Source organism: Mesorhizobium sp. M0040 (assembly GCF_040323505.1).
In the GTDB taxonomy this organism is placed as follows: domain Bacteria; phylum Pseudomonadota; class Alphaproteobacteria; order Rhizobiales; family Rhizobiaceae; genus Mesorhizobium.
The window spans coordinates 1-21,723 of sequence record NZ_JAMYVA010000069.1 but is presented as its reverse complement, the minus strand read 5'-3'; the positions used below and the strand labels follow the sequence as shown (position 1 = coordinate 21,723).

Below are 21,723 nucleotides of genomic sequence, written 5' to 3'. Positions count from 1 at the left end.
TGAACCAGGTCGATCCGCACGCCTGGCTCACCCAGACCCTCGAGCGCATCGCCAATGGCTGGCCAAACAGCGCTATCGAGGCGCTCATGCCTTGGAACTACCATCGCTGAACGGCATCAGCTACCCGCTTACGATGGCAAAGCTGGAGCGTTTCGGCATCGCTTCGCGCAGGCTCCACATGAGCGAATCGGCGCCGGCATGCAGGAACAGCCGGAACTGGTTGGCCGTGACTCTTGTGCAGGACCTTCGGTCGGCGGCGAGATGCATCTTCCAGGACTTGATGTGGTTCTTGGCCGCGCCGCGCCGGCTGCGTAGAGCGCCTTGGCCTTCCCACCGGCAAGGATGGTGAGGATAAAGCGGGTGTCAGCACCTTGGGCGCCGACCTCGACGCGGGCGATGACGCGCTCGACGCGGCTCCAGCTGGCGCCCCCCGTCCATGAATTCCTTGAAGCGGCGGACCTTCCTCGTCTTCGACGAAGCTTCGAAGCGCGCCGTCGTGCTGGTCTCCAGCTCCGCGACTGCGCAGGGTCATGGTGGGCGCCAGGCCGAGGATGAATTCGACGTCGTTGGCGCGGCACCAGTCGATGAGCTGCGGACTGCAGTAGTGGTCGTAGGCCTGGATCAGAATCCGGTGCTCGACCAGTTGCTTCGGATCGCCCGCACGGGGCGGCGCAGGTGGGAGCAAATTTCTGCGCCACTCGGCCGCCTCGCCGGTCGCATGGCCGCACCGACAAACCGGCCGTCATGTTCGGACGTCTTTGCGATGTTGGCGAGCCTTGCAGGGCTCGTTTCCCGGCGTAGGAAACCGGTCAGACTACTGCTTCCTGGTGCTCACAGCCGGACCCCATTTTAGATGCTTTGGTTGTCCCGGACAAGTTCATCCATAACCGAGCGTACCGCGCTTTCAGCGATTGCAACGATCTCTTCGACTTCGGCCTTTGTGGCTACAAGCGGCGGAGCGAAACCGAGAATGTCCCCATGGGGCATAGCGCGAGCGATGAGCCCACGGTCACGGGCTGCCTTGGAGATTCGTGCACCAACCTTAAGCCTCGGATCGAAGCGCTTCTTGTTGTCGCGATCGGCCACGAACTCGATCGCGCCCATAAGGCCGACCCCGCGCACCTCACCGACGATCGACAGCTGCGCGAATTTTTCCTTGAGCTGCGCCTGAAAAAACGCGCCAACCTCGCGAGCATTACCAGGAAGGTCCTCTTTCTCGACAATGTCGAGAACCGCGTTGGCCGCGGCGGCTCCGATCGGGTGACCGGAGTAGGTATAGCCGTGCGAGAATGCGCCAACCCTGTCAGCGCCCTCTTCCAAGACCTTATAGACCTTCTCGCCAATGATCGCGCCGGAGAGCGGGAAATAGGCTGATGTCAGCCCCTTCGCGATCGTAATCAGGTCTGGTTCGATGCCGTAGTGCTGCGAGCCAAACATGGACCCCGTTCGGCCAAAGCCGGTGATCACTTCATCGGCGATGAGCAGTACATCATGCTTTCTCAGCACTGCCTGGATGGCCTCCCAGTACCCTTGCGGCGGGGGCGTAATGCCGCCAGTGCCAAGCACTGGCTCGCCGATGAACCCGCCAACGTTGTCCGAGCCCAAACGTTCGATCAGCTGATCAAGTTCATAAGCTCGCCGCGCCGAGAACTCCTGCTCTGTCTCGCCTGGGCTTGCGCCCCAGTAATAATGTGGAACACCTGTGTGAACAATCTGGGGGAGCGGCAGGTCCATGTGATCATGATAGAAGCTCATACCCGTCATCGAGCCCGACATAACGCTACAGCCATGGTAGCCGCGCTCGCGCGAGATGATCTTCTTTTTGTTCGGCTTGCCCCGGAGATTATTGTAGTACCAGACTAGCTTGGCCTGCGTCTCGTTGGCGTCCGATCCGGACATGCCGTAAAAGATCTTGCTCATCTTGCCAGGCGCCATCTTCACAAGTCGGTCTGACAGAATGGCAAGTTCGTCGGTAGTGTGCGCGGCGTAGGAATGGTAGTAGGCGAGACGGTAAGCTTGGCGAGAAATCGCCTCAGCGACCTCGGTACGGCCATAGCCGACGTTGACGCAATAGAGGCCAGCAAAGCCGTCGATGAGCTCGTTGCCATACGCATCTTTGATACGGATGCCCTTGCCGGTTTCTATTATGGTGGGATCGCCTAGCTTGCCGGTCGCGAAATCCTTTACTTGCGTGAACGGATGCAGGACGCTGGCTCTATCCTTTTCGCCGATTTCCTTAATGTTGATATTCATTGGGTCATCCTCTTACGCTGCAAGATTTCCAAAGCATGTGTACTTTGGTTCAAGATACTCTGCGATGCCGTGTCTGGAGCCTTCCCGGCCAAGACCGGACTGCTTCCACCCGCCGAACGGGATTGGCGCTCCTGTGAATTTCGGGGTATTGACCGCGACCATGCCGTATTCGAGCCGGTCAGTGAGTCGCATCGCACGGTTGATGTCTCGGGTGTAGACATAAGCCGCAAGGCCCATCTCCGAATTGTTGGCCCGCGCGAGAACTTCATCTTCTTCTTCAAAGGGAAGGATTGCAGCGATCGGCCCGAAGGTTTCTTCCTTCGCGACCCGCATATCGTCGAACACGTCGGCAAGCACCGTCGGCGTTACAAAATTTCCGCCAAGAGCGCAATTCTGTGCGCCGGTAACCATGTGAGCGCCGGCTGAAAGAGCTTCTGAAGCGTGCTGTCTGCACTTTTCGGCGCCGGATGCCTTGGTCATCGGACCAATATCGACTCCAGGCTCTAGTCCGTGCCCAATTTTTAGTTTGCTGGTGGCCTTGGCGAATTCTTCAACGAAACGGTCATAGATTCCCCGCTGGACGTAAATCCTGTTGGCTGCCAGGCAGTCCTGGCCGGACGTCGCGAATTTGGCTGCGACGCACTCAGTGACTGCAGCCTCCATCGGAGCGTCATCGAAAAGGATGAAGGGTGCATTGCCGCCAAGTTCGAGTGAAGCCTTCTTTACCGTGTTCGCAGACTGCCCCAGCAGGATTCGACCGACCTCGGTAGATCCCGTGAAAGAGAATGCTCGCACATCGTTATGCTCCAGCAGCCGCTTGGTAAGCGGCTGAGCCTCTCCTGTCATCACTTGAAACACGCCTGGCGGGATTCCAGCGTCCTCGGCAAGACGTGCAAGGGCGAGCGCCGACAAGGGCGTTTCTGGTGCCGGCTTTACTATCATCGTGCAGCCCGCAGCCAGTGCGGCTCCAGCCTTTCTCGTGATCATTGCCGATGGGAAATTCCACGGCGTGATCGCAACGGTCACTCCGATCGGCTGCATCTGCACGGACAATCGGCTTCCAGCGAGATGGCTGGGTATGGTTTCGCCGTAGGAGCGCTCGCCCTCCGCTGCAAACCAGTCGAGAAAGCAGGCAGCATAGGAAATCTCGCTGCAAGCCTCAGCGAGCGGTTTGCCTTGCTCAGCGGTGATGATGACGGCTAAGTCTCCGGCGTTTTCGCGCATACCGGCTGCCCATTTTCGCAGGTATGCGCCACGTTCTGCAGGAAGGAAATCGCGCCACCGCAAGAATGCGGCTCTTGCGAAATAGACCGCGTTGTCCACATCGAATACTTCGCAGGCTGCTATCTGAATCAGCTCTTCGTCAGTAGCAGGGTCCACCACAGCGAGTCTTTCCGGCTTCGAGAGCCACGCGCCATTCACATAAGCGCGCGCTTGCAGAAGTTCCGGCCGCCTGAGGCGCTTCAAGGCTGCGGTTGCGGAACCTTTCATCTGTAACTCCAAGTCGGGCGTTCGATTTCATGAAACTAGTCCTGCAACAGCGTCGATTGTCAGCGCAGTTGAAGGCGGCGAGGACGTTGTCCTGCGAATACCGGCCTTCAGTTGAGCTTTTTCTCCGCCGTGATCAGAACTCGGTCCCAATTGCCCAAGGAGGCAAACTGACGAGGGGACGACGATCCGAAACGTTCTCGCGTGAATGGATGAACCGTGGCGAGTCGGCTTTGTATGAAGAACGGCCCGCATGGAGGAGGCGTCCCGTACAAGATATTCTACAATCTCGTCATCTGCGGAGAGTCCGCGTGTGTGGCGGTGCTCGCCGGCAAATATCCGAAGCCAAGGCGCATTATAACAGCATAGTCAAGGCGCAGAATAAGGCCCGCCGTGCTAGGGCGAGCTTCTTAGAAGGGGGCGATCTTGGCGACGAAATACTGACTGGATCCGAGTCGCCAGCCGTAAAGGACGGTATGCTTTTTCAGAACACCCTAAACTGGAGGCGCACGGTCGCCTCCGGTCGTTCTTTTTGACGACCTCCTCTCCGCTGTCGCCATACCCGAATTATTTGGTCAATGCAGTCCTGCCGCTACCGCACGTGAAGTTCACGCTTAAAGTTCGTAAGTATTTCACATCCCGTTTCCGTGACGAGGACGGTCTCGCTTGTTCCGGCGTCAGCAAAACCGAACACCTTGACCAGAGAAGGAATGTGGAACGTCATATTTGGACGCAGCGTTCGGGTTTCTCCGCGCCTAAAAGAAAGAATATGGCCCTCACCCCAATCAGGCGGAAAGCATACTCCGATCGAGTAACCCGTTCTCTTGAACCGACCCTCATAGCCGCCGTCCGTCACAGTCTTCGACCAAACATTCCAAATTTCCTCCAAGGGGCGCCCAGGACGAATGGCCTCCAGCATGTTTTCCAGCGCCTTTCGGGACACCTCTTCCATGCGCTGTAACTCGCGGCTAACTGGTTTGACGACAACAAGGCGCATGAGGGCAGCGCTGTAGCGGCGGACAGTACCAGACGGCTCCAACAGGACCGGGTCCCCTTCTTGAATTCTCCTGCCAGACCAGGTTGCATGGGCGTAGCTGGTACGAACGCCCGACGCAACAAACGGCGGGTAACCCGGATATTCGCTTCCCATGCTTGTCACAACGCGCTGAATTTCAGCAGCGATATCATTCTCGCTTGCGCCCACGTGTATCTGGTTTATGCCAGCCTCCATACCCGCTTCAACGATCCGGGCAGCTTGGCGAATATACTCGATTTCGAGGTCCGACTTCACGACTCGTGCACTTTCGACGATCATCGATCCGTCCTCAACTCTCGCACTCCGAAGGCGTTCTCTGATCTGTTCATAGTGAGCAACTGTCAAGAACCAACCTGTTTTTTCGATGCCGATGATCGAGTTGGCGTAGCCCATGTTTCCAATCGTTTCCACGAGGACATCTATAGGCGACTCGTGGTCCATGTAGCTTGAGGTGTTATCTAGCCAGGAATACGCTCTAACGTTTGTCTGCTCGATGGCGCGAGTTACAATGTGCAGTTCGCCATGGCTTGGTACTAGCAGGAATTGAATGGCTGGATACCCTAGCGTGTGATACCCGCTGAGGTAGTAGATGTTTTCGGGGATACTCACAATCAGCAGGTCTAATCCCCTATTCGCAATTTCCTGCCGAACAGCTTTAAGGCGTCGTTCAAACTCCGTGATCGGAAATGCAAGATCTTTCTGGATAACGGCCTTGTCGACGCCTGAAACTTTCATCTAGTCCATTCCTTTGTAGAGCTCATTACGGCTATCGAGATTTCTCTACGCCGACCCACATGCTGAAAGGGTAGCAAGCTCCTAGAAGCTGGGTGGCGCGAAGTACCCGTTCAGCCCGCAGGAAATCGGCGTTTTTGTGAATTGTGCGCACAATATCCCCTAGGTGAGAACCCGGGTTAGGAGGCACTGTTGTATCTACTAACTTCACGGCTTCGCCTGGCCGGGACGAAAGCCTCGTATCGAAGGCCGTCTTGCAGCGTCGTAACAGGCTAGGCCTCGCCGCGAGCGATGCTTGGGCAGGCTAACACAGCCCACTCGCGCGAAATGTGAAGCTCATCGAGGGAGACCGGCGGCGCCAAACAAGCTTCGACGGCTTACCGATACGTATCGAGCCCCCGAATGCATCATCCCATGCCGGCAAGAATTGCCGTTAGACGATCTCGGTCGTCACCTCAATAATAGTCCCAGCCAGGTCGTGCGTCTGCAGATCGCGTTGGCACTTGGGGAAATTCTGTCGTGGATCGGGCGGTCACCTGCGTGCCCGATTTACATAGCCAATCGAGGTCCGGCGCGCTGCCTCTGCGACCTGTCGGCGCGGTCATGCGAAGCATCGCAAGGGTGGCCGGGTTTCTGGAAACGCACCCTTGCATGTATCGTCATGCCACGAGAGGCGAACTGCCAGAATCATGAACTCGGAGGCGTCACGTCTCCCTTACCTTGCCTCCAGCACGGCACTGAGGAAATGACGCGTCCGTTCGTTCTGCGGGTTGCCCAACAGCTGGTCGGGCGGTCCCTGCTCGACGATCTTACCGCCGTCAAAGAAACAGACCCGGTCGGAAAACTCCTTTGCAAAGCCCATTTGGTGCGTAACCATCAGCATAGTCAGATCGTGCTCGGCGCCGAGCTTGCGGATGACGTTGAGCACCTCCCCCACGAGCTCTGGGTCGAGCGCCGAGGTCACCTCGTCGAACAGCATCACCTTGGGCCGCATGGCAAGCGCACGGGCGATCGCCACGCGCTGTTTCTGTCCGCCAGAAAGCTGGATAGGGAAGTGGTTCTTCTTGTCGCCGAGCCCCACCATGTCGAGCAGTTCAGCCGCTCGGGCCTCAGCATCTTGCTTGGATAGCCCAAGTACGGAAATCGGCGCCTCCATGCAGTTCTGCAGCGCCGTCACGTGCGGGAACAGGTTGAAGTGCTGAAAGACCATGCCAATCTTGGCGCGCACGCGCCTGAGATGCCGCTCGCTTGCCGGCACCATTTGGCCATTCTTCTGCATGTGAGTGAGCGGCTCCCCGTCGACCCAGATCACGCCACCGTTGATACGTTCCAACGTCATCAGCATGCGCAGTACGGTAGTTTTGCCCGAGCCCGAAGGGCCGATGATGGACACCTTCTCGTTGCGAGCGATGTCGAGATTGAGCTCGTCAAGCACTGTCAGAGCACCGTAGCGCTTGTTGACATTCTCAAATCGGACCATGGGTTCGCTCATGACTTTCTCGTTGCATGCGAGGTCCATATTGTCCAGCGCTGTCGGCGCCCCATAGCGTTTTGCGACGTTCTCGAAACGGATCACGCGTTCGTTCATGATGAAGCCCCTACTGCAGATGATAGCGGCGGTTGAGCCAGAAGCTCACCGCCTGCACGATCGCGGAAGCGGCCAAGCTGAATACCAAGTAGAAGAAACCAGCCATGGTGATCGCCTCGATGTAGCGATAATGGTTTCCCCCGAAATTCTTAGCCTGCTGCAGCATCTCAAGGATCGCGATGGCTGCGAGAATCGGCGTCTCTTTAAAGAGGCCGACGAAGTAATTGCCCAAGGCCGGAACGATCGGTGGAATCGCCTGCGGCAGGATGATTGCCCTCCAGGTGCGAAGCCGCGACAGGTTGAGCGCTGTGCAGGCCTCCCACTGACCTCCGTCTACATTCTCGATGCCTGAACGGTAAACTTCTGAACAATAGGCGGCATAGTGGATGCCGAGCACACCGATGCCGACTGTCCAAGCGGGAATAACGATGCCAAACTGCGGGCCAACAAAGTAAGCGAAGAATACCTGCAGCAACGCGGGTGTCGAGCGGATGAATTCGACGATCTCTGCCATAAAGGTGCATAGATAGCGGTTAGGCGACTGGCGGATGAGTGCGACGATTAATCCCAGCACAAGTGCAATCGCGAAGCTGAGCAATGTTGCCTGAACCGTTACGAGCGCGCCTCGATAGAGATAAGGCAACGCCTCCCAAACATAAGACCAATCCCAAATGTTCATGCCAGCGCCTCCCGGACGAAACCACCCGAAAGGCGGCGCTCCAGCCAGCGCACTAAGGGCGTAATGAGGGCGCGCGCGATGGCATAATAGCCAAAAAGTGCCACTGCGAAGAACAGCAGATAGTTGCCGGTGGCGTCGGCCGCCAGCTTGGAGGCGGTGGTGAACTCGGTGATGGTGATGAAGAAGACGAGCGAGGTGCTTTTGAGCAGCTCGATCAGCAGATTGCCCCATGACGGCAGCATCGCACGGATGGCCTGCGGCAACACGATACGGCGCATCATATTGAGCCGCGGGAAGTTTAGCGCGATGCTCGCTTCATACTGGCCTCGGTCGACACTCTGGATGGCCGCGCGCACTAGCTCGGCGCCGTAGCCGGAGTTGCACATGCCGACGCCGAAGATGGCGACTGCCCATGGCGAAAGGACAACGCCGAAGATCGGCAGCACGAAGAACCACCAGTATAGCTGCACAAGCATTGACGTTCCGCGAAAGAATTCGATATACGCGATGCCCAACCACCGCAGCGGCCAAAGGGGCGAGACCCGCATCAGGCCGACGATCAGCCCGAGGACGATTGTCACTAAAGATGCACCGACAGTAACGATAAGGGTGATCAGCACGCCTTTGGCCAATGCCGCGACGCTGAAACCCAGCGCAAATTCGTTCATGTTAGCATTTCCCGCTGTGCGCCTCCCCGCTTGGACCGGGAACGCGTTTCAGTTCGTGGACAAGCGTTACCGCCGCGCTTCACTCCTTGCAGATTGCGGCGGTCGCGGTGCCGTCCGGCAACATCGTCTTATCGTACCCATATTTTGTAACCGACGCCATCATCTCGTCGGACCCGAGATAGTCTTTCATCGCGGTGTTGAAGGCGTCGACCGTGGCTTGCTCATTGAGTGGGAAGCCGAGTGCGCTATAGCCGGGCCTTTTGGGCGAGGTAAACGGATCGGCGAGTTCTAGGCTATCGTCGTTCTCGATAACTCTCTTCATACTCAAGTAGTTCGCGCTGCCGGCATCAGCGCGGCCGACCTTGACAGCCTGGGCGATCTCCACGTCGCCCGCGACCTGCATAAGCTTGTCATCGGGAACGCCAACCTTTTGGGCAATCGCCACCGATTCGTAGCCCGAACCCGTCACCAAGGTAACACGCTTGTCGCGTACGTCTTCGTAGGAATGCAGTCCTTTCGGGTTGCCCTTCGGCACGATTAGAGCGTCTTTAACGACGACGATTGGATCAGTGAACAGCACGTTCCGGCAGCGTGCGGGCAGGATGTACATCCCGCCGGTGATGATATCCAAGCGACCGGCCTGCAGACCTGGAATAAGTGAGCCCCATTCAGTGACCACCGGCTCAACCTTGGTCGTGCCCATCTTCTTCAGAATATCGAGCGTCATCGCATTCACGAAACCGAGCGGCTCGTTGTTCTCGCCCGGATAGGCCCATGGAGCCTGGTTAGAGAAGCCGATCCGGATCGTTTCGCCGTTCCTAATCTTCTCAAGCAGCGACTGCGCAGAGGCTGAACCGGTAAACGAGGCCATTCCCATCGCCGCAATACCCAATGCGACCAATCCGCTCAGGATTGCACGCCGATTCTTGAGAAGTTGCCATTTGTCCACGAAATTCCTCCTTTTATTCGTCGCTAGCCCGCCAACAAATCCGTAGCTGACACTCACCTTCATGTTCACGTGAATTAGATGCTATAGTTGCCGTGCGAGGCAGGCTTTCATAAACGCGCATCGACATTGCGGGCCGTTCTCCGTGCCCAATTTCGACACAAGCTGTGCTTCAGTGCCTGCTTCGTAAACATAGCAGCTCAAAGGTGCGCCATTGGGCGGTGTTTCCTTTACCGACGCAGGAAATCTGCGTTATTCCGTTGTCTTCGCACAATTCGACGATTTCTGCTGGGAAGTGGGCGATTGCTCGCTCTGGTGTATCAACGGGGTCGGTCGAAAATGTCAGAGCCGGGCCATCGCATCGCGGGAGCGGGCGGCGAGAAGATGTTTGTCGATTACGCCGGCGACACGGTATCGATTGTAGTCACCGCCGGACCGGCGAAGTGCGCGATGCCCATCTGTCTGTGGCGGTGCTCGGCGGATCGAGCGCGTCGTTTGCCTGCGCGACTTGGACCGAGCAGTTCGCCGACTGGATCGAGGCGCACAATGCCGCCTTCGCCTCGGTGCGCTCGTCCGGAAACCAGGTCTCCCGTCGGAAACCTTCTGCCATGACGCTGCGTCATAACGCCTGCAACGATGTCATCGTCCGCCGCTTTGTCAGCATCGCGACGCGAACAGGTCGAACCGACATCTGGCTGGCGTGCGGCTAAATAGCTGAATGCTTCTGCCTGTGGCTGCCTCAACCCAGTTGGCACGGGGTTTGCGAGACCGTGTGCGATGCTGCGGAGCCTGCCAACAGTGTGGGTTGACGTCTTGACCGCATGCATCAATCGAGTGAAAATAACCTGTCAAATGAGTATCGGTCTATTCTAGATAACAAGCACATGGGTTGGTAATGACTAGGCACCATAACAGGGGCACCATTCCCATTGCTCGGACTCTATGATTTACCTGAGAACTACGAGGAAACCACGCATATGAAAAAAATTGTATCGGCGAAGCTCCATGGAATAAATGTGACGGATGCTGATTTGAATTACCATGGCTCAATAACCTTAGATCCAGATCATTGCGGAGAGGCTGGTATTCTTCCGTTAGAATTCGTTGAGATCTGGAATAAGGCTTCAGGTGCGCGAATCAGCACATACGTCATCTACGGCGAGAGGGGCTCTCGTTGCTGTGTGCTAAACGGAGCCGCTGCTCGTACCTGCCAGGTCGGAGATGAGATAATCGTCTGCTCCTCCACTTATGTTGAGGAGAATCAGATCGCTGAGATCAAACCGCGAATACTGACATTTAATTCGGATAATTCAGTGCGCGATCGGATGTTCTACGACTATGGCATCAAGAAAGACGGAACAAAGACGTTCGCAGTTCGCGAAGGTTCACCCATCAAAGCCCTTTAAGCGCGATCGGCTGGCATGGAAGACACCATCCTATGGTTCCTGCTTCGACGCCAATGGCGGCCTATTCGAGACGCTGCTCGGCGAGGAGAATGCCGTCATCTCGGACGCGCTGAGCCACGCCTTGATCATCGACGCGTCAGGCTTCGAAGGCAAAGCGCTTTCCGTTACGCCAAGAACGACATGGCCGATCTCAAATCCGGCTGAAGGAGGCGAAGGAATGCCGGTTCCCGCTGATCGCTACCGACGGCGTCCTCTCGATGGATGGTTATCGCCAGACCCAAGGGCGTATGCGATCTCGCCGAGAAATACGACGCCATGGTGATGGTGAACACAGCCATGCGGTTGGCTTCATCGGCAAAAATGGCCGTCGCTCGGCCGAGCACTGCGGCGTCGACGGCAGGGTGGACTTCATCACCAGCACGCTCGGCAAGCGCTAGGCGGCGCTCTGGGGCTATACGCCTGCAAAGAAAAAGGTGGCCGATTGGCTGCGCCGGTCTCAAATTGATAAGTTGGGTTTTATTCTCCCCGTGCGGATCATCCGACCATCCCCATGATGCTGGGCGAGCAGCGCTGGCGCAGAAGATGGCCCAGCGCGTGCTGAAGCGGGCATCTACGTCATCGGCTCCAGTGATTCCGAAGGGCCAGGCCGCATCCGGCGCATCTCGACGCACTCAAGCGCGAGCATGAGCGGCAGAACGAGGCCATGCTCGCTGCTGGGCAGGCCCGCGAAGGAGCGCATCAGGGCGCTCCCGCCGATTTCCCGCGCATCTGGAACGACGAGCGCACCGGTGCCGTGCAACGCAAGTGCATGCTCGGCCTTCTCGTCGCGCAACGGGGCCAACCATGAAGGATAAGAGCCTCCTTGGTCCGTGGATCCGTCGTTTCCTATTGGAGCACCTGGCTGCCTAACGCAATCTTTCCCGCAACACCCAAGCCAGCTACCGCGCTGCTGCTGCCGTTTGCAATGCGCAGAGGGAAGTCGTGCTATCGATCGTATGACGGTGCAAGAGCTGAACCCCGGCAAGGGCAGGTCGATCCAACTGCTGCCGCACACTGCAGGTTATCCTGCACCGTGCCGCGCGCTATCCCCAACGTGACTGCTATCTCGCGGGAGCTCGTCCCCCTTCCGGCAAGCCGAAGCATTTGTCAAAATTGTCTCATGTCAGCCTTCTCTTCGCCGGCATCAAGATCTCCCCGTTTACCGCGGGGCACTTGATGCCAAAGTTGCTGACCCGAGAGGTAATCTTCAGTGCCTAAAACTGGCCGGTTTTGATTGGAACGCTGGCCGGCCTTCGATCGGAATCCGCTCTGAGCCGCCGACCAAGACAAAATTGTCGCTTTCCGTCAAACGAGGGCACCAAGTGTTGGATTCCATCCACTTCTAGACTGACTAGTATTAACCTGGCCAGGCGACCCCGCTGATTTTGTGCTCCCCTGCTCGCAGCGCTTTTGGTGGCATACCAATTGCGTGTGCGGAGCCAGGATACCTTTTTCGACATGGCCGTCGCGCTGTCTTCAGTCCAGGAGTTGAGATGACACTCGCCCACGCAATCCTGACTGCGCATGCCGTGGGACGCAACAGCGGCGTTGGAGTTCGCTGCGATCGGCGGCGTCTTGCACAGCAGGACTCTACTGGCAGCCACGTTCAGTCTGCGGTGCCAATTGTGCTGATGACACTGTTCATGAGCCTTCTGGCAGGCTGTGGCGCTCCTTTTGGGTAAGTGAGCTGATGATCGGGAGGCACCGGCGCAAAATCCGTCATACCAGTCGAACATTAAAGGAGTAGCTCATGCGAGTAGCCGTTGTTGCGAACAGAGACGTTACCGGCGTGATTAACCGGTTCGGCCAGCCTCGTGCACCGGAGCCTTGGCCCGAGTGGGACTGCGACAGTGTGGTGCCGGCGTTGCAAGAGGGCGGCCACGATGTGCTGCTGTGTGAGGGCGATAAAGGCCTGCTAACTACGCTTGAGCGGTTCATGCCGCCCGATGCGCAAGCCCGCCCTTCCGGATTCGTCTTCAACTTGGCTTATGGAATTCAGGGCGAGTCCCGTTTCTCCCACGTTCCTGGCATGCTCGAGATGGCCGGCGTTCCGTATACAGGACCGAGCCCGCTCGGACATGCGCTTGCCAACGACAAGGTCATCACCAAGATACTCATCCGCGACCGCGGTGTGCCGACGCCGAATTTTTGCGTGATGCGTCGGGGCACTGAGAGTACCGGCGGATTGCGATTTCCAGTGGTGGCGAAGCCGCTTCGCGGAGGTGACAGCGTCGGATTGCAGCTCGTAGATGAACCTGCTGAGCTAAAGCGGGCCGTGGAAATGATTGTCGAGCAGTATGCGCAGGACGCGCTCGTTGAAGAATACATCGACGGACGGGAGATCAGCGTCCCGCTGCTTGGAAATGGAGAACTTGAGGTATTGCCTCTTGTCGAGCAGGACTTCGGCGACCGCGCAACGCGTCTTATGACTTGGGAAGCGAAGTACGTGGCGGCTGGGGCACCGTCAAAGATTTGCCCGGCACAGATCGGGAGTAGGCTTGCGACGGTTCTGCGGGATATTTCGATTGCGACATTCCGCGTTTGCCAATGCCGGGACTATGCGCGCGTTGACCTCCGGATCGACCGCTCCGGCCAGCCTTTTGTCTTAGAGATCAACACCAGTCCGCTCCTCACAATGGGCTCATCGTATTGCGTGGCTGCGAACCCGGCGGGACACAGCTACTCAAGCTTGATCAATCGCATCCTAGATGTCGCCCATATGCGGTATTTCGGAACCGCTGGCCCCCAGGACTGCACATGACATTGCTCTTCAGGTAAAGTGGCGAGGTTGTCATCCTGCCGCATAGTGAGGTAGGCACGGACGAATGGAGAGGACGCTTTCCGACCCGCTCGAAAGTGCGGGCAGGTAAAGGTCGAGTAGCTCAGCCATTCGGCTTTCGCCCTCACAGATCCGGGCGGGCGGATTTCCCGCACCGGCTCTTCCCGAGGGTAACCCGCGTCATATCCGTGCTTGCGCCCAAGTTCGAGTGATGCGCGGAGTTGGCAGGGGGAAGCGCGCCGTCAGGGTCTCCAACTCCGACCAGCCCATGCGCCGGCTTTTCTGGCTGCGCCGTCTCAGACACCGTAGCCATATCCGGCGCATTTGCTGATGGGATCCTTTGAGCGCAGGGTAGTTGTGCGGCCTGCCGTAGTAGCCGTAGTGTCCAAGCAGAACGGCGGCGTACCACCTGTGCTGCGCAGCCATTGGCGCGTGCATGAGCCGCCAGGCATCCTCGCGCAGCGCCGTCAGCGTTGCGCGTCAGGCGTTTCCCTTCCGTCTTGTGCTTCACGATGAACCGGCCATCCCGGGTCCGCCCGCAGTAGTGGGTGAAGCCCAGAAAGGCGAAGGTCTCAGGTCGCCGCTCGCCACGCCGCTGGCGTGAAAGGGCCGCGAACCGCCCAAACTGGATCAACTATAGCGCGGCGATCTGGGAGAGACGAATCTCATCCTGATCGCCGCGCCGCAATCAACCGCGTCTTGTCCTCGTGGAGAGTCAGGCCAAAGCCGGCCAGCCGCGTCTTGAGGGCCAACAGCATCTCCTCTGCATCGGCCTTCTTCTCGAAGCCCATGACGAAGTCGTCAGCGTAACGCACGATCACAACGCGCCCGTATGCATGGCGACGACGCCATTGGTGGGCCCAGAGATCGAGGATGTAGTGCAGGAAGAGATTGGCGAGGAGCGGGCTGATGCCCGCCCCTTGCGGGGTACCCCTGTCCGTCTCTTGCTTCTCGCCGCTCTCAAGGACGCCAGCCCGCAACCATTGCCCAATGAGCCGTAGGATACGAGGATCAGCGATCCTGTGCGCCACCATCCGCAGCAGCCACTCGTGGTCGACCGAGTCGAAGAAGCTGCGAATGTCGGCATCGAGCACCCAGTTCACACGCTGGCTCATGATCGCTGTATGCAGGGCATCAAACGCCATGTGGGGGCTCCGCCCCGGCCGGAAGCCTAGGAGAACCCCAGGAAGTCGACCTCGTAGACAGCACTCAGCACCTCGGCCACCGCGCTTTGGACGATCTTATCTTCCAGCGCCGGCACCCCGAGAGGCCGTTTACCGCCATCGGCTTTGGGAATGTAGACCCGCCGCACCGGCTGTGGCCGGTAGCGACCGGTGTGGACCCGTTCGCAGAGATGACGGATGTTATCCGTCAGCCTCTCTTCGTACTTCGCCACGGTCATCCCATCGACCCCAGCACTCCCCTGTCGCTTCTGTCGCCGAAACGCCCGGTAAAGGGCTTCTTCGTCGACGTGATGCAGCAGGGCGGTGAACCGGGTTTGGACAGCCTGCTTGGCCGCCGCGTTCACCCGCTCGAGGTTCGGCGGCAAGGCAACCCGGCTCTTTGTCCGGACCTTGGCCTCCTCGCGCAGGCTCCCCTCAGGCTGACCCCTTCCCTCCCGTCTCGTTTCCTTCGACGGCTTCAATACTATGAAGCAGTCCGACTCCCGACCTCAGCTCGGACGGCAGCTCTGGCAGTACCTTGCTGCTGTCCCCCGCTGGAGACCAAGGTTGTGTGCGTCAAGTTCTGCAAATTGGGCGGCCATGATGCTGGTCATGCGGCTTGGCGTAGAGCGAGCTTCTTCTTCGCCGGCCTGTCGCCTTCGACATCCGGCAGGCGATCGTGACGCTGCAGCCAGCGGTGCAATGAAGACCGCGTGGATGCGGGATCGTCGGTTGCAACGCTTAGAGGCATGTAATTTTGGCGTTGCTAGGACCAATGGCGGCTTTCGCCTTGGCGGCGCTGAGCGACCTGGTCCCGTTGAGCGCCTGTCCTGCGCTCCAAATGGCAAGTTCGCTCTTCGCCTCTTCCGCGCGAGCGAATGACGACGGCCATTCATGATGGCATACGCTTCACGGCAATCTCCTCGGAGATCAGAGTGGCGATTGTGCATGCAACCCTGTTCGGGCTGTCAAGCATCTCGATCCTTGCCCTGCCCCCCTCCTAGTTCGCGATAAACTGGCAGGTGGGCCAATTGTTTGCGGCGTCCTGTTGGCCGGCTTCGGCACAGGCGCCTTCATTAATAATAGCTACTTAAGACACATCACGTCCCAAAATTGATTGATTACGCTCGCGTCCGTTGCCTGCGCAATCTGTTGCCTTTTGCTGACTCTCACATCATCGGTGGCTGTAGCAGCGATCGCGCTTGCAATCGGTGGCGCAGGCTGGGTTGTCACTTGGACCGGAACCGACGTGTGCGTTCAGTTGGCAAGCCCAAGGTGGGTCATTGGTCGCACTCTGTCGATCTATTACGCTATGAAAGCGCCGGCCTCGAAGACCGCCTCATCATCGGCCAGAAGGGTTTTGCCGAAGCCTTCCGGCGCGGTTTGCGTCTTATTAACCCGGTCAGCAGCGACAGACCGATCAGCGACGAGGAGAACCGTAACTGGCGCCAATATTGAAGTCGTGAACATCGCGAACAGATCATAGAACGCTTGGTGCTGTTCAAGAATGCCATGACGCTCCAGTCTAGAGTAACTACTGACGCGGTACGCGTAAAGAAAGGTGCCGCCCTCACCATGGTTCAGCAAGCGGTGCGTCAACATTTTCGATTTGGTGCCATTTAGACGGAGAGAAGTTAGGCTTATGGGCTTTGCAGAGAAACTTCCAAAGGCATTGTCAGCCGCTGCCGGCTCGAACTTTGGGCTGCCGGTGACGCCACGGTCGAGCTTCCTCCAAATCACGTGCGATACGGACGAGAGTCGCCTCGTCACCAAAGCGGCTGACGATCTGGACGCCGATTGGCAGTCCCTTGGCGCTTTGCGCGAAGGGCAGGGAGACAGCTGGTTGCCCAGTGATATTCCATATCGCCAGATGCCCCCACCCGGAATGGTTCGCTTCTACATATTCTTCTACAGAAATTGTTGGATTGGCCAAACTACATATGCTGTTATGCGGTTGGGCCACTGTCGACCTCGCGGGGGTCAATAAAATATCGAAAGCCCGGATCGCCTCACCCACCTGAAGCCGCATCTGCCGAATGGCTTCATGTACCTCATCCCAAATTGACAAAGGACTACTACGGCCCCGCTGGAAGAACTTAAGATTTACGGGCTCCAACGTGTCTAAGCTGATAGCCCGGCCCAACGCGTGGGCCGCGGTTTCAAGCGAAGACGCTCCGAGACTTGAATAGGCAACTATTGCCTTCGTGAACTCTTCGAACTTAAACGGGGGCTCCATTTCCTTTACTTGGTGGCCCATCTCTTCCAGTAGCGAGGCGGTTGACTCGACTGCTTGCAGAACTTCCGGTTCAAGATCCAGGTTGTCCCACTTCGTCCTGGCAACCCCGACCCGTAGAGTACCGGTGGGTTGCAAAAGCTCTTCCACATAAGAACGATGCGGCTGGACGATGATGAATGGGTCGCCGGGGTGGGGACCGGAAAAGACGTCAAGCGCGGCCGCCATGTCGCGCGCCGACCGACAGAGAACGAACGATCTCCCCAAGCCAAAATTTGCATCCTGCTGGTCGGGGCCGCCGGAGACCCGGCCACGCGAGGGAACGAGTCCCACAAGCCCGCACCAAGCTGCAGGCCCCCTAATTGACCCGCCGGAGTCGCTGCCATGTGCAATTGGGGTGATGCCAGCGGCCACTGCCGCCGCCGCTCCCCCGGAGGAGCCTGAAGCTGAGCGTTCCAAATCCCATGGATTTCGGGTGACGCCATTGACAATGCTCTCGGTCGTTCCGGAACGCTCAAACTCCGGTGTCGCTGTCCTTCCGACGGTGCGAAGCCCGGCATTCTGGGCACGACTAAAAAAGAAGCTATCGCACTCCGGGCGATAGCCTTTGAACAGACGGCTTCCTTTTTCCTGTAGTCGGCCTGCCTCGCTCGCTCCACTATCCTTACGTAGGAATGGCACTCCGTTGAACGGTCCGGAGTCCTCGCCGGCAACCGTCTCAGCATCCTCGTAGAATTCGATGACAGCGTTGATACGAGAGTTGACCTCGCCAAAAGCCTGACGGGCTAATCGGGTCAGTTCTGCAGAAGTTACTTCCCCCGCATTCACCAGCGTCGCCAAGCCGGTCGCATCGTATTGCACGTATTCGCTGAGTCTCATTGCAACATCCTTCTAGTGTCGATGCAATTCGGAGGCGTTCTTGACTACGATGTATGTTCATATGCCGAGGCTTAGATTTCCCTAGCCAAACCAGCATTTATGATGTGCCAGCCCGTTCATCGCTTCCCAGACGTAGTTGGCTTCCGGCCCACGAATGCTCTCCGCTAGGTGGTTCTCGCCTGACATAAGGCTCCGGCTTGAGATCTCTTTCGCGGGTGCGATTCTGTCAGATGCGCAGAGGAATCTTCTTCACCGTTTTGCCGACTGATTACCAGCGACTGAGGGCGCTCATCAAAGACAGCAATGTGCCGCAGAAACGTCTGGCGCGCCGAAATCAACCTGCTGAGCGACGATCAGTCTCTGACTCATTTGCTGTGCCTTCAGGCTCTTCACGAGTTGATGAGGTTTCTTGTTGGTCCGCCAGCTTGAGCCCGAGAAGCGCGCCATGCTCGGGCGCGCTCATCGCGTGGATACCGCTTCATCATCACCAATTTGCCGGCGGCCGACCCCAGTCAAGCTGCACAGCCCGTGCGGCCTCAACCCTTGCAGAGCTCTGCGGTCGTCAGGCTCTTTGGAGGCAATTGCGCTTTAGTATAGCCGTATTTTTCGACCGACCTCATCATCTCGTCGGAGCCGCGATAATGTTTTAGCACTTTATTGAAAGCATCGACCGTCGCCTGCTGGTTGGGCAGAAAGGCGATCCCCTCACCACCGGCACCCCCGGGAGCTTGAGTGAAGGGCTCTGCCATCTCAAGGCTGTCATCCCGGTTAGCAAATGCCTTCCAGGTGAAGAATTCGCCGACAGCAGCGTCAGCGCGGCCGGCCTTCACAGCTTGGACGGCCTCCGCCGCTCCACCGGCAACTTGCAGGAGCTTGTCATCGGGAATACCGACTTTGTGCGCCAAGCTCACCGCAGCCCAGCCGGTGCCAGTGACAACGGTGAGGCCTTTGTCTCGCACATCCTCGTAGGAGTGCAGCCCTTTCGGGTTGCCCTTCGGCACAAGCATCCCATCGATGATGGCGACAACCGGCTCGGTGAATAGTGCGTTGCGGCATCGCTCGGGCGTGATTGCCATGCCTCCCGTGATGATGTCAAACCGGTCGGCCTGCAGCCCGGGAATCAGCGAGCCCCATTCAGTGACGACCGGCTCGATCTTGGTCGCACCTAGCTTCTTCAGAATGTCGATCCCAATTGCATTGACGAAGCCAAGTGGCTCGTTGTTCGGGCCCGGGTAGGCGTGAGGCGGTTCATTCGAGAAGGCGATCCTAATCGTTTCTCCGTTCTTGATCTTATCCAGCAGCGATTGCGCCTCAGCTGAACCGGCAAATGGGTGGATTGCCAGCGCAGCAATGGCGAGTGTAGCCATCACCTTGACGATAGCACGCCTCCGGGGATCGTTCCTGATTTCATCGTGTTGCCGATTCTTCATAGTGTAGTTCCTCCCAGTTCTGGTTCGGTTCTTCGCCGCTCGTTTTAATCCAATAACGACCTGCCGAAACTAGCACCGTTATGTCGTCGGCTTCCGGCGAGATTTGGCGGGTCCACGCGGGAAATCGGCGTGCTTACGCATCTTTTGACGATCCGCCGAAAATTTCTTCCTTCCGGAAAGTGCGTTTGGTGCCCCGCTGAAGCATACTGCTGGCATGCAATTTCCAGCATATCCCTGAACCTCCTTCGTGGTAAACAAGACCGGTCGGAGTGCCTTTCCGCTCAATCATCATAGGTTGCCACGGTGGTCCCGTGACCGAAATGTGCGAACGCGGGTCAATGACCAGTGCCGAGCCGTTCTCGATCGCCGCGGACGTCGCGATCGTGTGCCGTCGCAGGTGTCTTGAAGTGGTGCCACGCGCTCGTAAGCTCGTTGGCTAACGACAGATCGGTGAAACGTCCCGCCGACGTCGCGCCTGATCCGTCCCGTCCGCCCGGCATATTCGAGAAGAAGAGAAATTTTCGTTGCGAGCTTCTGATCGCCACATGGAGGCCGGAGGAAGCACGGACGGTGCTGCAGCGAATACCAATGCCTATTTCGACGCATGATTTGACAACCTATTCGACCGGCACGAACTAGGAGATTGACCTACATTCACTCGGAGAACTTGACAAGAAGTCGGCTCTGGGGCTGCTCGATGGGTCGGTGAACGCGCCGGCGAAAGTATTCCAGCGGATTCCCGCGAAGCTCGGCGGGCGCGAATACGACTCCAGCTTTCGGCATAGTGCCTCGGGACCTTGGACAGCGAAATCCAGTTCCGGCCGATATGCAAGGATCGTCTGCTCGCCTGCGGCGCGTTCCGGGTCGCTAAATAGGGAAGAGGGGTCTTCGCTGCGTCGGCAAATGACCGCCAATCCGCGCCGGTCCCTCCGGCATCGAAAATTACAGGAAACGCGAGCAAAGGCGGCAGATCATTGCCAAGGCCTTGGATTCGCCGCGATCGTCTCAGGGTTCAGGTGCGCCGCAGCCTCGTGGCTTTGCACTCGATACGTTCTGCATCCTCGCAACTAGTGGAGGATTTGCTCAGCCCGACCACCGGGGCTCGCTTGGATGAACTCCGGCGAAAATTCGGAGGCGAGAGGGTGGTAGAGCCTTCCCACGTCGAGGCCCACGCGATCGAATCCCCCATTGCCAAAGGCAATGCCGATCACATCACTGGCGAGCAATGACTGTCGGCTATGGCGGCTACCATAATGACGAAGAGCGGCACTACAGAAATGGCTCGGCCACGGCGGCGCGCAGCCGAGCAGCTCGATCCGCCGCTCCTTCTCGCCTTCCGGAACACATCGAGGACGGACGCGGCAACTCGGCGCGCACCCGCAACGCCCGTCTTGCCGCCATCAAAGCCTTCTTCCGCTTCCTCGAGTATCGGCTCCCGTCCTGTCTGGATCAGGCACGCCGGATCCGGGCGATCCCGACGAAGAAGGTCGACGACGCCCTCTCAGCCGCGACGAGATGCAGGCTCTGCTCGACGCGCAGGACCCGCGTCGGGTCTCCGGCATCCGCGATAACCCTCACGCAAGCGCGGGCAGCAATTGATCTATGGAAGATCTATGGAAGGAGGGTAAGCACCAAGCTGACCCCATCTGGCGCGGCTTGAGGTGATGAGCGAGACATACTGACACTGAAGCAAGGAGCCGAGGAGCTTGCAGTGTCAATTTCTATGTCTGCGCCTATGCCTGATGATAGAAGTTTCCATGTTCTTGAAGCGGTTGCCAACCGACTGGAGGCAAGCCCGCAGCGTCCGCGGCGGCGCTGGTCGGCGGAAGCGAAGTCGCGGCTGATCGAGGCGACACTGAAGCCGGGCGCGAATGTATCGGCCATTGCCAGACAAGCGGGGATGGCGCCGGCCCAGCTGTTCGGCTGGCGGAGCAAGGCGATCAAGAGCGGTGCGGTCACGCCACACAGGGATGCGGAGCGGCTCGGCTTTGTCGAGGTCACGCCGACAGCGTCTGCATCGGTGGAGATCGAGCTAGGTGGCGTGGTCATTCGCGCCGGTGCCGATATCAATGAGGAGCAGCTGGTGCGGATTATCCGGGCGGTTCGCCAGGCATGATCCCGGCTGGCGTGAAGGTGTTGGTCGCCAGTCATCCCGTCGATTTTAGAAAAGGTCCCGACGGCCTTTTGGCACTGGTGCGCGATGCCGGCTCGGATCCATTCAACGGCGCACTTTATGTATTCCGCGCCAAAAGAGCGGACAGGATCAAGATCGTCTGGTGGGACGGCAGCGGCGTGTGTCTTTATGCCAACGATCTGCATTCATACTACGTCCCTTTCGTCTTCAGTTGAGAGTTTTTGCCTGGCTGGCATTTTGCCTTCGTGCGGCAGCGCGATCGACGAGCCG

The 21,723-nt window shown here is 58.2% G+C and carries 18 protein-coding genes and 5 pseudogenes; 9 read left to right on the top strand and 14 right to left on the bottom strand.

Annotation, left to right across the window (positions count from 1 at the left end; translation table 11 throughout):
• The coding region (locus tag NKJ91_RS30710; protein WP_352458513.1) for a transposase domain-containing protein at nt 1-110 on the top strand (110 nt) is incomplete at its 5' end.
• Nucleotides 111-132: 22 nt separating this feature from the next.
• Here the strand turns inward: NKJ91_RS30710 and NKJ91_RS30705 are convergent.
• The 8 genes and pseudogenes from NKJ91_RS30705 to ehuB (NKJ91_RS30670) all read right to left on the bottom strand — a co-directional run.
• Nucleotides 133-744 (bottom strand): annotated as a pseudogene (locus tag NKJ91_RS30705) (transposase); the annotation flags it as partial.
• 105 nt (nt 745-849) lie between these two features.
• Entirely contained in the window at nt 850-2,253 is a 1,404-nt protein-coding gene (locus tag NKJ91_RS30700; protein ID WP_352458511.1) for an aspartate aminotransferase family protein, read from the bottom strand.
• A gap of 12 nt (nt 2,254-2,265) precedes the next feature.
• Complete coding sequence (locus tag NKJ91_RS30695; protein ID WP_352458510.1) at nt 2,266-3,744, bottom strand: NAD-dependent succinate-semialdehyde dehydrogenase; 1,479 nt, start codon at nt 3,742-3,744, stop codon at nt 2,266-2,268.
• Nucleotides 3,745-4,333: 589 nt separating this feature from the next.
• Nucleotides 4,334-5,512 carry a M24 family metallopeptidase gene (locus tag NKJ91_RS30690; RefSeq protein ID WP_352458509.1) on the bottom strand — a complete coding sequence of 393 codons (1,179 nt, stop codon included), beginning with the start codon at nt 5,510-5,512 and terminating at the stop codon, nt 4,334-4,336.
• Between the two features lie 712 nt (nt 5,513-6,224).
• Nucleotides 6,225-7,001, bottom strand: coding sequence for an ectoine/hydroxyectoine ABC transporter ATP-binding protein EhuA (gene ehuA / locus NKJ91_RS30685; protein WP_352458512.1), 777 nt, complete (start codon nt 6,999-7,001; stop codon nt 6,225-6,227).
• A gap of 106 nt (nt 7,002-7,107) precedes the next feature.
• Nucleotides 7,108-7,776 (bottom strand): ectoine/hydroxyectoine ABC transporter permease subunit EhuD, encoded by a 669-nt coding sequence (gene ehuD, locus NKJ91_RS30680; RefSeq protein WP_352458508.1) that lies wholly within the window; start codon nt 7,774-7,776, stop codon nt 7,108-7,110.
• On the bottom strand, nt 7,773-8,444 hold the full coding sequence (ehuC, locus tag NKJ91_RS30675; RefSeq protein WP_352458507.1) for an ectoine/hydroxyectoine ABC transporter permease subunit EhuC: 672 nt from the start codon (nt 8,442-8,444) through the stop codon (nt 7,773-7,775). The genes ehuD and ehuC overlap by 4 nt, the downstream gene beginning before the upstream one ends.
• 79 nt (nt 8,445-8,523) lie before the next feature.
• Nucleotides 8,524-9,393, bottom strand: a complete 870-nt coding sequence (ehuB, locus tag NKJ91_RS30670; RefSeq protein ID WP_352458506.1) for an ectoine/hydroxyectoine ABC transporter substrate-binding protein EhuB — start codon at nt 9,391-9,393, stop codon at nt 8,524-8,526.
• A gap of 366 nt (nt 9,394-9,759) precedes the next feature.
• Between ehuB (NKJ91_RS30670) and NKJ91_RS30665 the strand changes: the two are divergent.
• The 3 genes and pseudogenes from NKJ91_RS30665 to NKJ91_RS30655 form a co-directional block, all read left to right on the top strand.
• A pseudogene (locus tag NKJ91_RS30665) lies at nt 9,760-9,935 on the top strand (IS21 family transposase); the annotation flags it as partial.
• 432 nt (nt 9,936-10,367) lie between these two features.
• Nucleotides 10,368-10,796, top strand: a complete 429-nt coding sequence (gene panD, locus NKJ91_RS30660) for an aspartate 1-decarboxylase (protein WP_352458505.1) — start codon at nt 10,368-10,370, stop codon at nt 10,794-10,796.
• 12 nt (nt 10,797-10,808) lie between these two features.
• Nucleotides 10,809-11,444: pseudogene (locus tag NKJ91_RS30655) on the top strand (aminotransferase class I/II-fold pyridoxal phosphate-dependent enzyme); the annotation flags it as partial.
• Here the strand turns inward: NKJ91_RS30655 and NKJ91_RS30650 are convergent.
• A complete protein-coding gene (locus NKJ91_RS30650) occupies nt 11,407-11,628 on the bottom strand; it encodes a hypothetical protein (RefSeq protein ID WP_352458504.1) in 222 nt (73 codons plus the stop codon). The pseudogene NKJ91_RS30655 and the gene NKJ91_RS30650 sit on opposite strands and share 38 nt — an antisense overlap.
• Before the next feature lie 957 nt (nt 11,629-12,585).
• On the opposite strand from NKJ91_RS30650, the gene NKJ91_RS30645 reads away from it, so the two are divergent.
• Nucleotides 12,586-13,596: a D-alanine--D-alanine ligase family protein gene (locus NKJ91_RS30645; protein WP_352458503.1), complete on the top strand. Its 1,011-nt coding sequence runs from the start codon at nt 12,586-12,588 to the stop codon at nt 13,594-13,596.
• 683 nt (nt 13,597-14,279) lie between these two features.
• On the opposite strand, the gene NKJ91_RS30640 is transcribed toward NKJ91_RS30645, so the two are convergent.
• The 3 genes and pseudogenes from NKJ91_RS30640 to NKJ91_RS30630 form a co-directional block, all read right to left on the bottom strand.
• Nucleotides 14,280-14,759: a reverse transcriptase domain-containing protein gene (locus NKJ91_RS30640; RefSeq protein ID WP_352458502.1), complete on the bottom strand. Its 480-nt coding sequence runs from the start codon at nt 14,757-14,759 to the stop codon at nt 14,280-14,282.
• Nucleotides 14,760-14,785: 26 nt separating this feature from the next.
• Nucleotides 14,786-15,163, bottom strand: a complete 378-nt coding sequence (locus NKJ91_RS30635) for a hypothetical protein (RefSeq protein ID WP_352458501.1) — start codon at nt 15,161-15,163, stop codon at nt 14,786-14,788.
• Between the two features lie 248 nt (nt 15,164-15,411).
• Nucleotides 15,412-15,518: pseudogene (locus tag NKJ91_RS30630) on the bottom strand (IS481 family transposase); the annotation flags it as partial.
• A 10-nt stretch (nt 15,519-15,528) separates the two neighbouring features.
• On the opposite strand from NKJ91_RS30630, the pseudogene NKJ91_RS30625 reads away from it, so the two are divergent.
• Together NKJ91_RS30625 and NKJ91_RS30620 are read left to right on the top strand one after the other, a co-directional pair.
• A pseudogene (locus NKJ91_RS30625) lies at nt 15,529-16,098 on the top strand (MFS transporter); the annotation flags it as partial.
• Nucleotides 16,029-16,235, top strand: coding sequence for a hypothetical protein (locus NKJ91_RS30620; RefSeq protein WP_352458514.1), 207 nt, complete (start codon nt 16,029-16,031; stop codon nt 16,233-16,235). The pseudogene NKJ91_RS30625 and the gene NKJ91_RS30620, both read left to right, overlap by 70 nt.
• 217 nt (nt 16,236-16,452) lie before the next feature.
• Here the strand turns inward: NKJ91_RS30620 and NKJ91_RS30615 are convergent, their stop codons facing one another.
• Entirely contained in the window at nt 16,453-17,889 is a 1,437-nt protein-coding gene (locus NKJ91_RS30615; RefSeq protein WP_352458500.1) for an amidase, read from the bottom strand.
• Between the two features lie 536 nt (nt 17,890-18,425).
• Nucleotides 18,426-19,319 (bottom strand): ectoine/hydroxyectoine ABC transporter substrate-binding protein EhuB, encoded by an 894-nt coding sequence (gene ehuB / locus NKJ91_RS30605; protein WP_352458499.1) that lies wholly within the window; start codon nt 19,317-19,319, stop codon nt 18,426-18,428.
• 1,735 nt (nt 19,320-21,054) lie between these two features.
• On the opposite strand from ehuB (NKJ91_RS30605), the gene NKJ91_RS30595 reads away from it, so the two are divergent.
• Nucleotides 21,055-21,435, top strand: a complete 381-nt coding sequence (locus NKJ91_RS30595; RefSeq protein ID WP_245274633.1) for a transposase — start codon at nt 21,055-21,057, stop codon at nt 21,433-21,435.
• Nucleotides 21,432-21,668: an IS66 family insertion sequence element accessory protein TnpB gene (gene tnpB, locus NKJ91_RS30590; protein WP_352458498.1), complete on the top strand. Its 237-nt coding sequence runs from the start codon at nt 21,432-21,434 to the stop codon at nt 21,666-21,668. Before NKJ91_RS30595 ends, tnpB begins: the two co-directional genes overlap by 4 nt.
• The last annotated feature ends 55 nt before the right edge of the window (nt 21,669-21,723 follow it).

Excerpts from the sequence above, each read along its gene's own strand:
- NKJ91_RS30700 (WP_352458511.1), bottom strand. The coding sequence starts at position 2,253 with ATGAATATCAACATTAAGGAAATCGGCGAAAAGGATAGAGCCAGCGTC.
- NKJ91_RS30695 (WP_352458510.1), bottom strand. The coding sequence starts at position 3,744 with ATGAAAGGTTCCGCAACCGCAGCCTTGAAGCGCCTCAGGCGGCCGGAA.
- NKJ91_RS30690 (WP_352458509.1), bottom strand. The coding sequence starts at position 5,512 with ATGAAAGTTTCAGGCGTCGACAAGGCCGTTATCCAGAAAGATCTTGCA.
- ehuA (WP_352458512.1), bottom strand. The coding sequence starts at position 7,001 with ATGAGCGAACCCATGGTCCGATTTGAGAATGTCAACAAGCGCTACGGT.
- ehuD (WP_352458508.1), bottom strand. The coding sequence starts at position 7,776 with ATGAACATTTGGGATTGGTCTTATGTTTGGGAGGCGTTGCCTTATCTC.
- ehuC (WP_352458507.1), bottom strand. The coding sequence starts at position 8,444 with ATGAACGAATTTGCGCTGGGTTTCAGCGTCGCGGCATTGGCCAAAGGC.
- panD (WP_352458505.1), top strand. The coding sequence starts at position 10,368 with ATGAAAAAAATTGTATCGGCGAAGCTCCATGGAATAAATGTGACGGAT.
- NKJ91_RS30645 (WP_352458503.1), top strand. The coding sequence starts at position 12,586 with ATGCGAGTAGCCGTTGTTGCGAACAGAGACGTTACCGGCGTGATTAAC.
- NKJ91_RS30640 (WP_352458502.1), bottom strand. The coding sequence starts at position 14,759 with ATGGCGTTTGATGCCCTGCATACAGCGATCATGAGCCAGCGTGTGAAC.
- NKJ91_RS30615 (WP_352458500.1), bottom strand. The coding sequence starts at position 17,889 with ATGAGACTCAGCGAATACGTGCAATACGATGCGACCGGCTTGGCGACG.
- ehuB (WP_352458499.1), bottom strand. The coding sequence starts at position 19,319 with ATGAAGAATCGGCAACACGATGAAATCAGGAACGATCCCCGGAGGCGT.
- NKJ91_RS30595 (WP_245274633.1), top strand. The coding sequence starts at position 21,055 with ATGCCTGATGATAGAAGTTTCCATGTTCTTGAAGCGGTTGCCAACCGA.
- tnpB (WP_352458498.1), top strand. The coding sequence starts at position 21,432 with ATGATCCCGGCTGGCGTGAAGGTGTTGGTCGCCAGTCATCCCGTCGAT.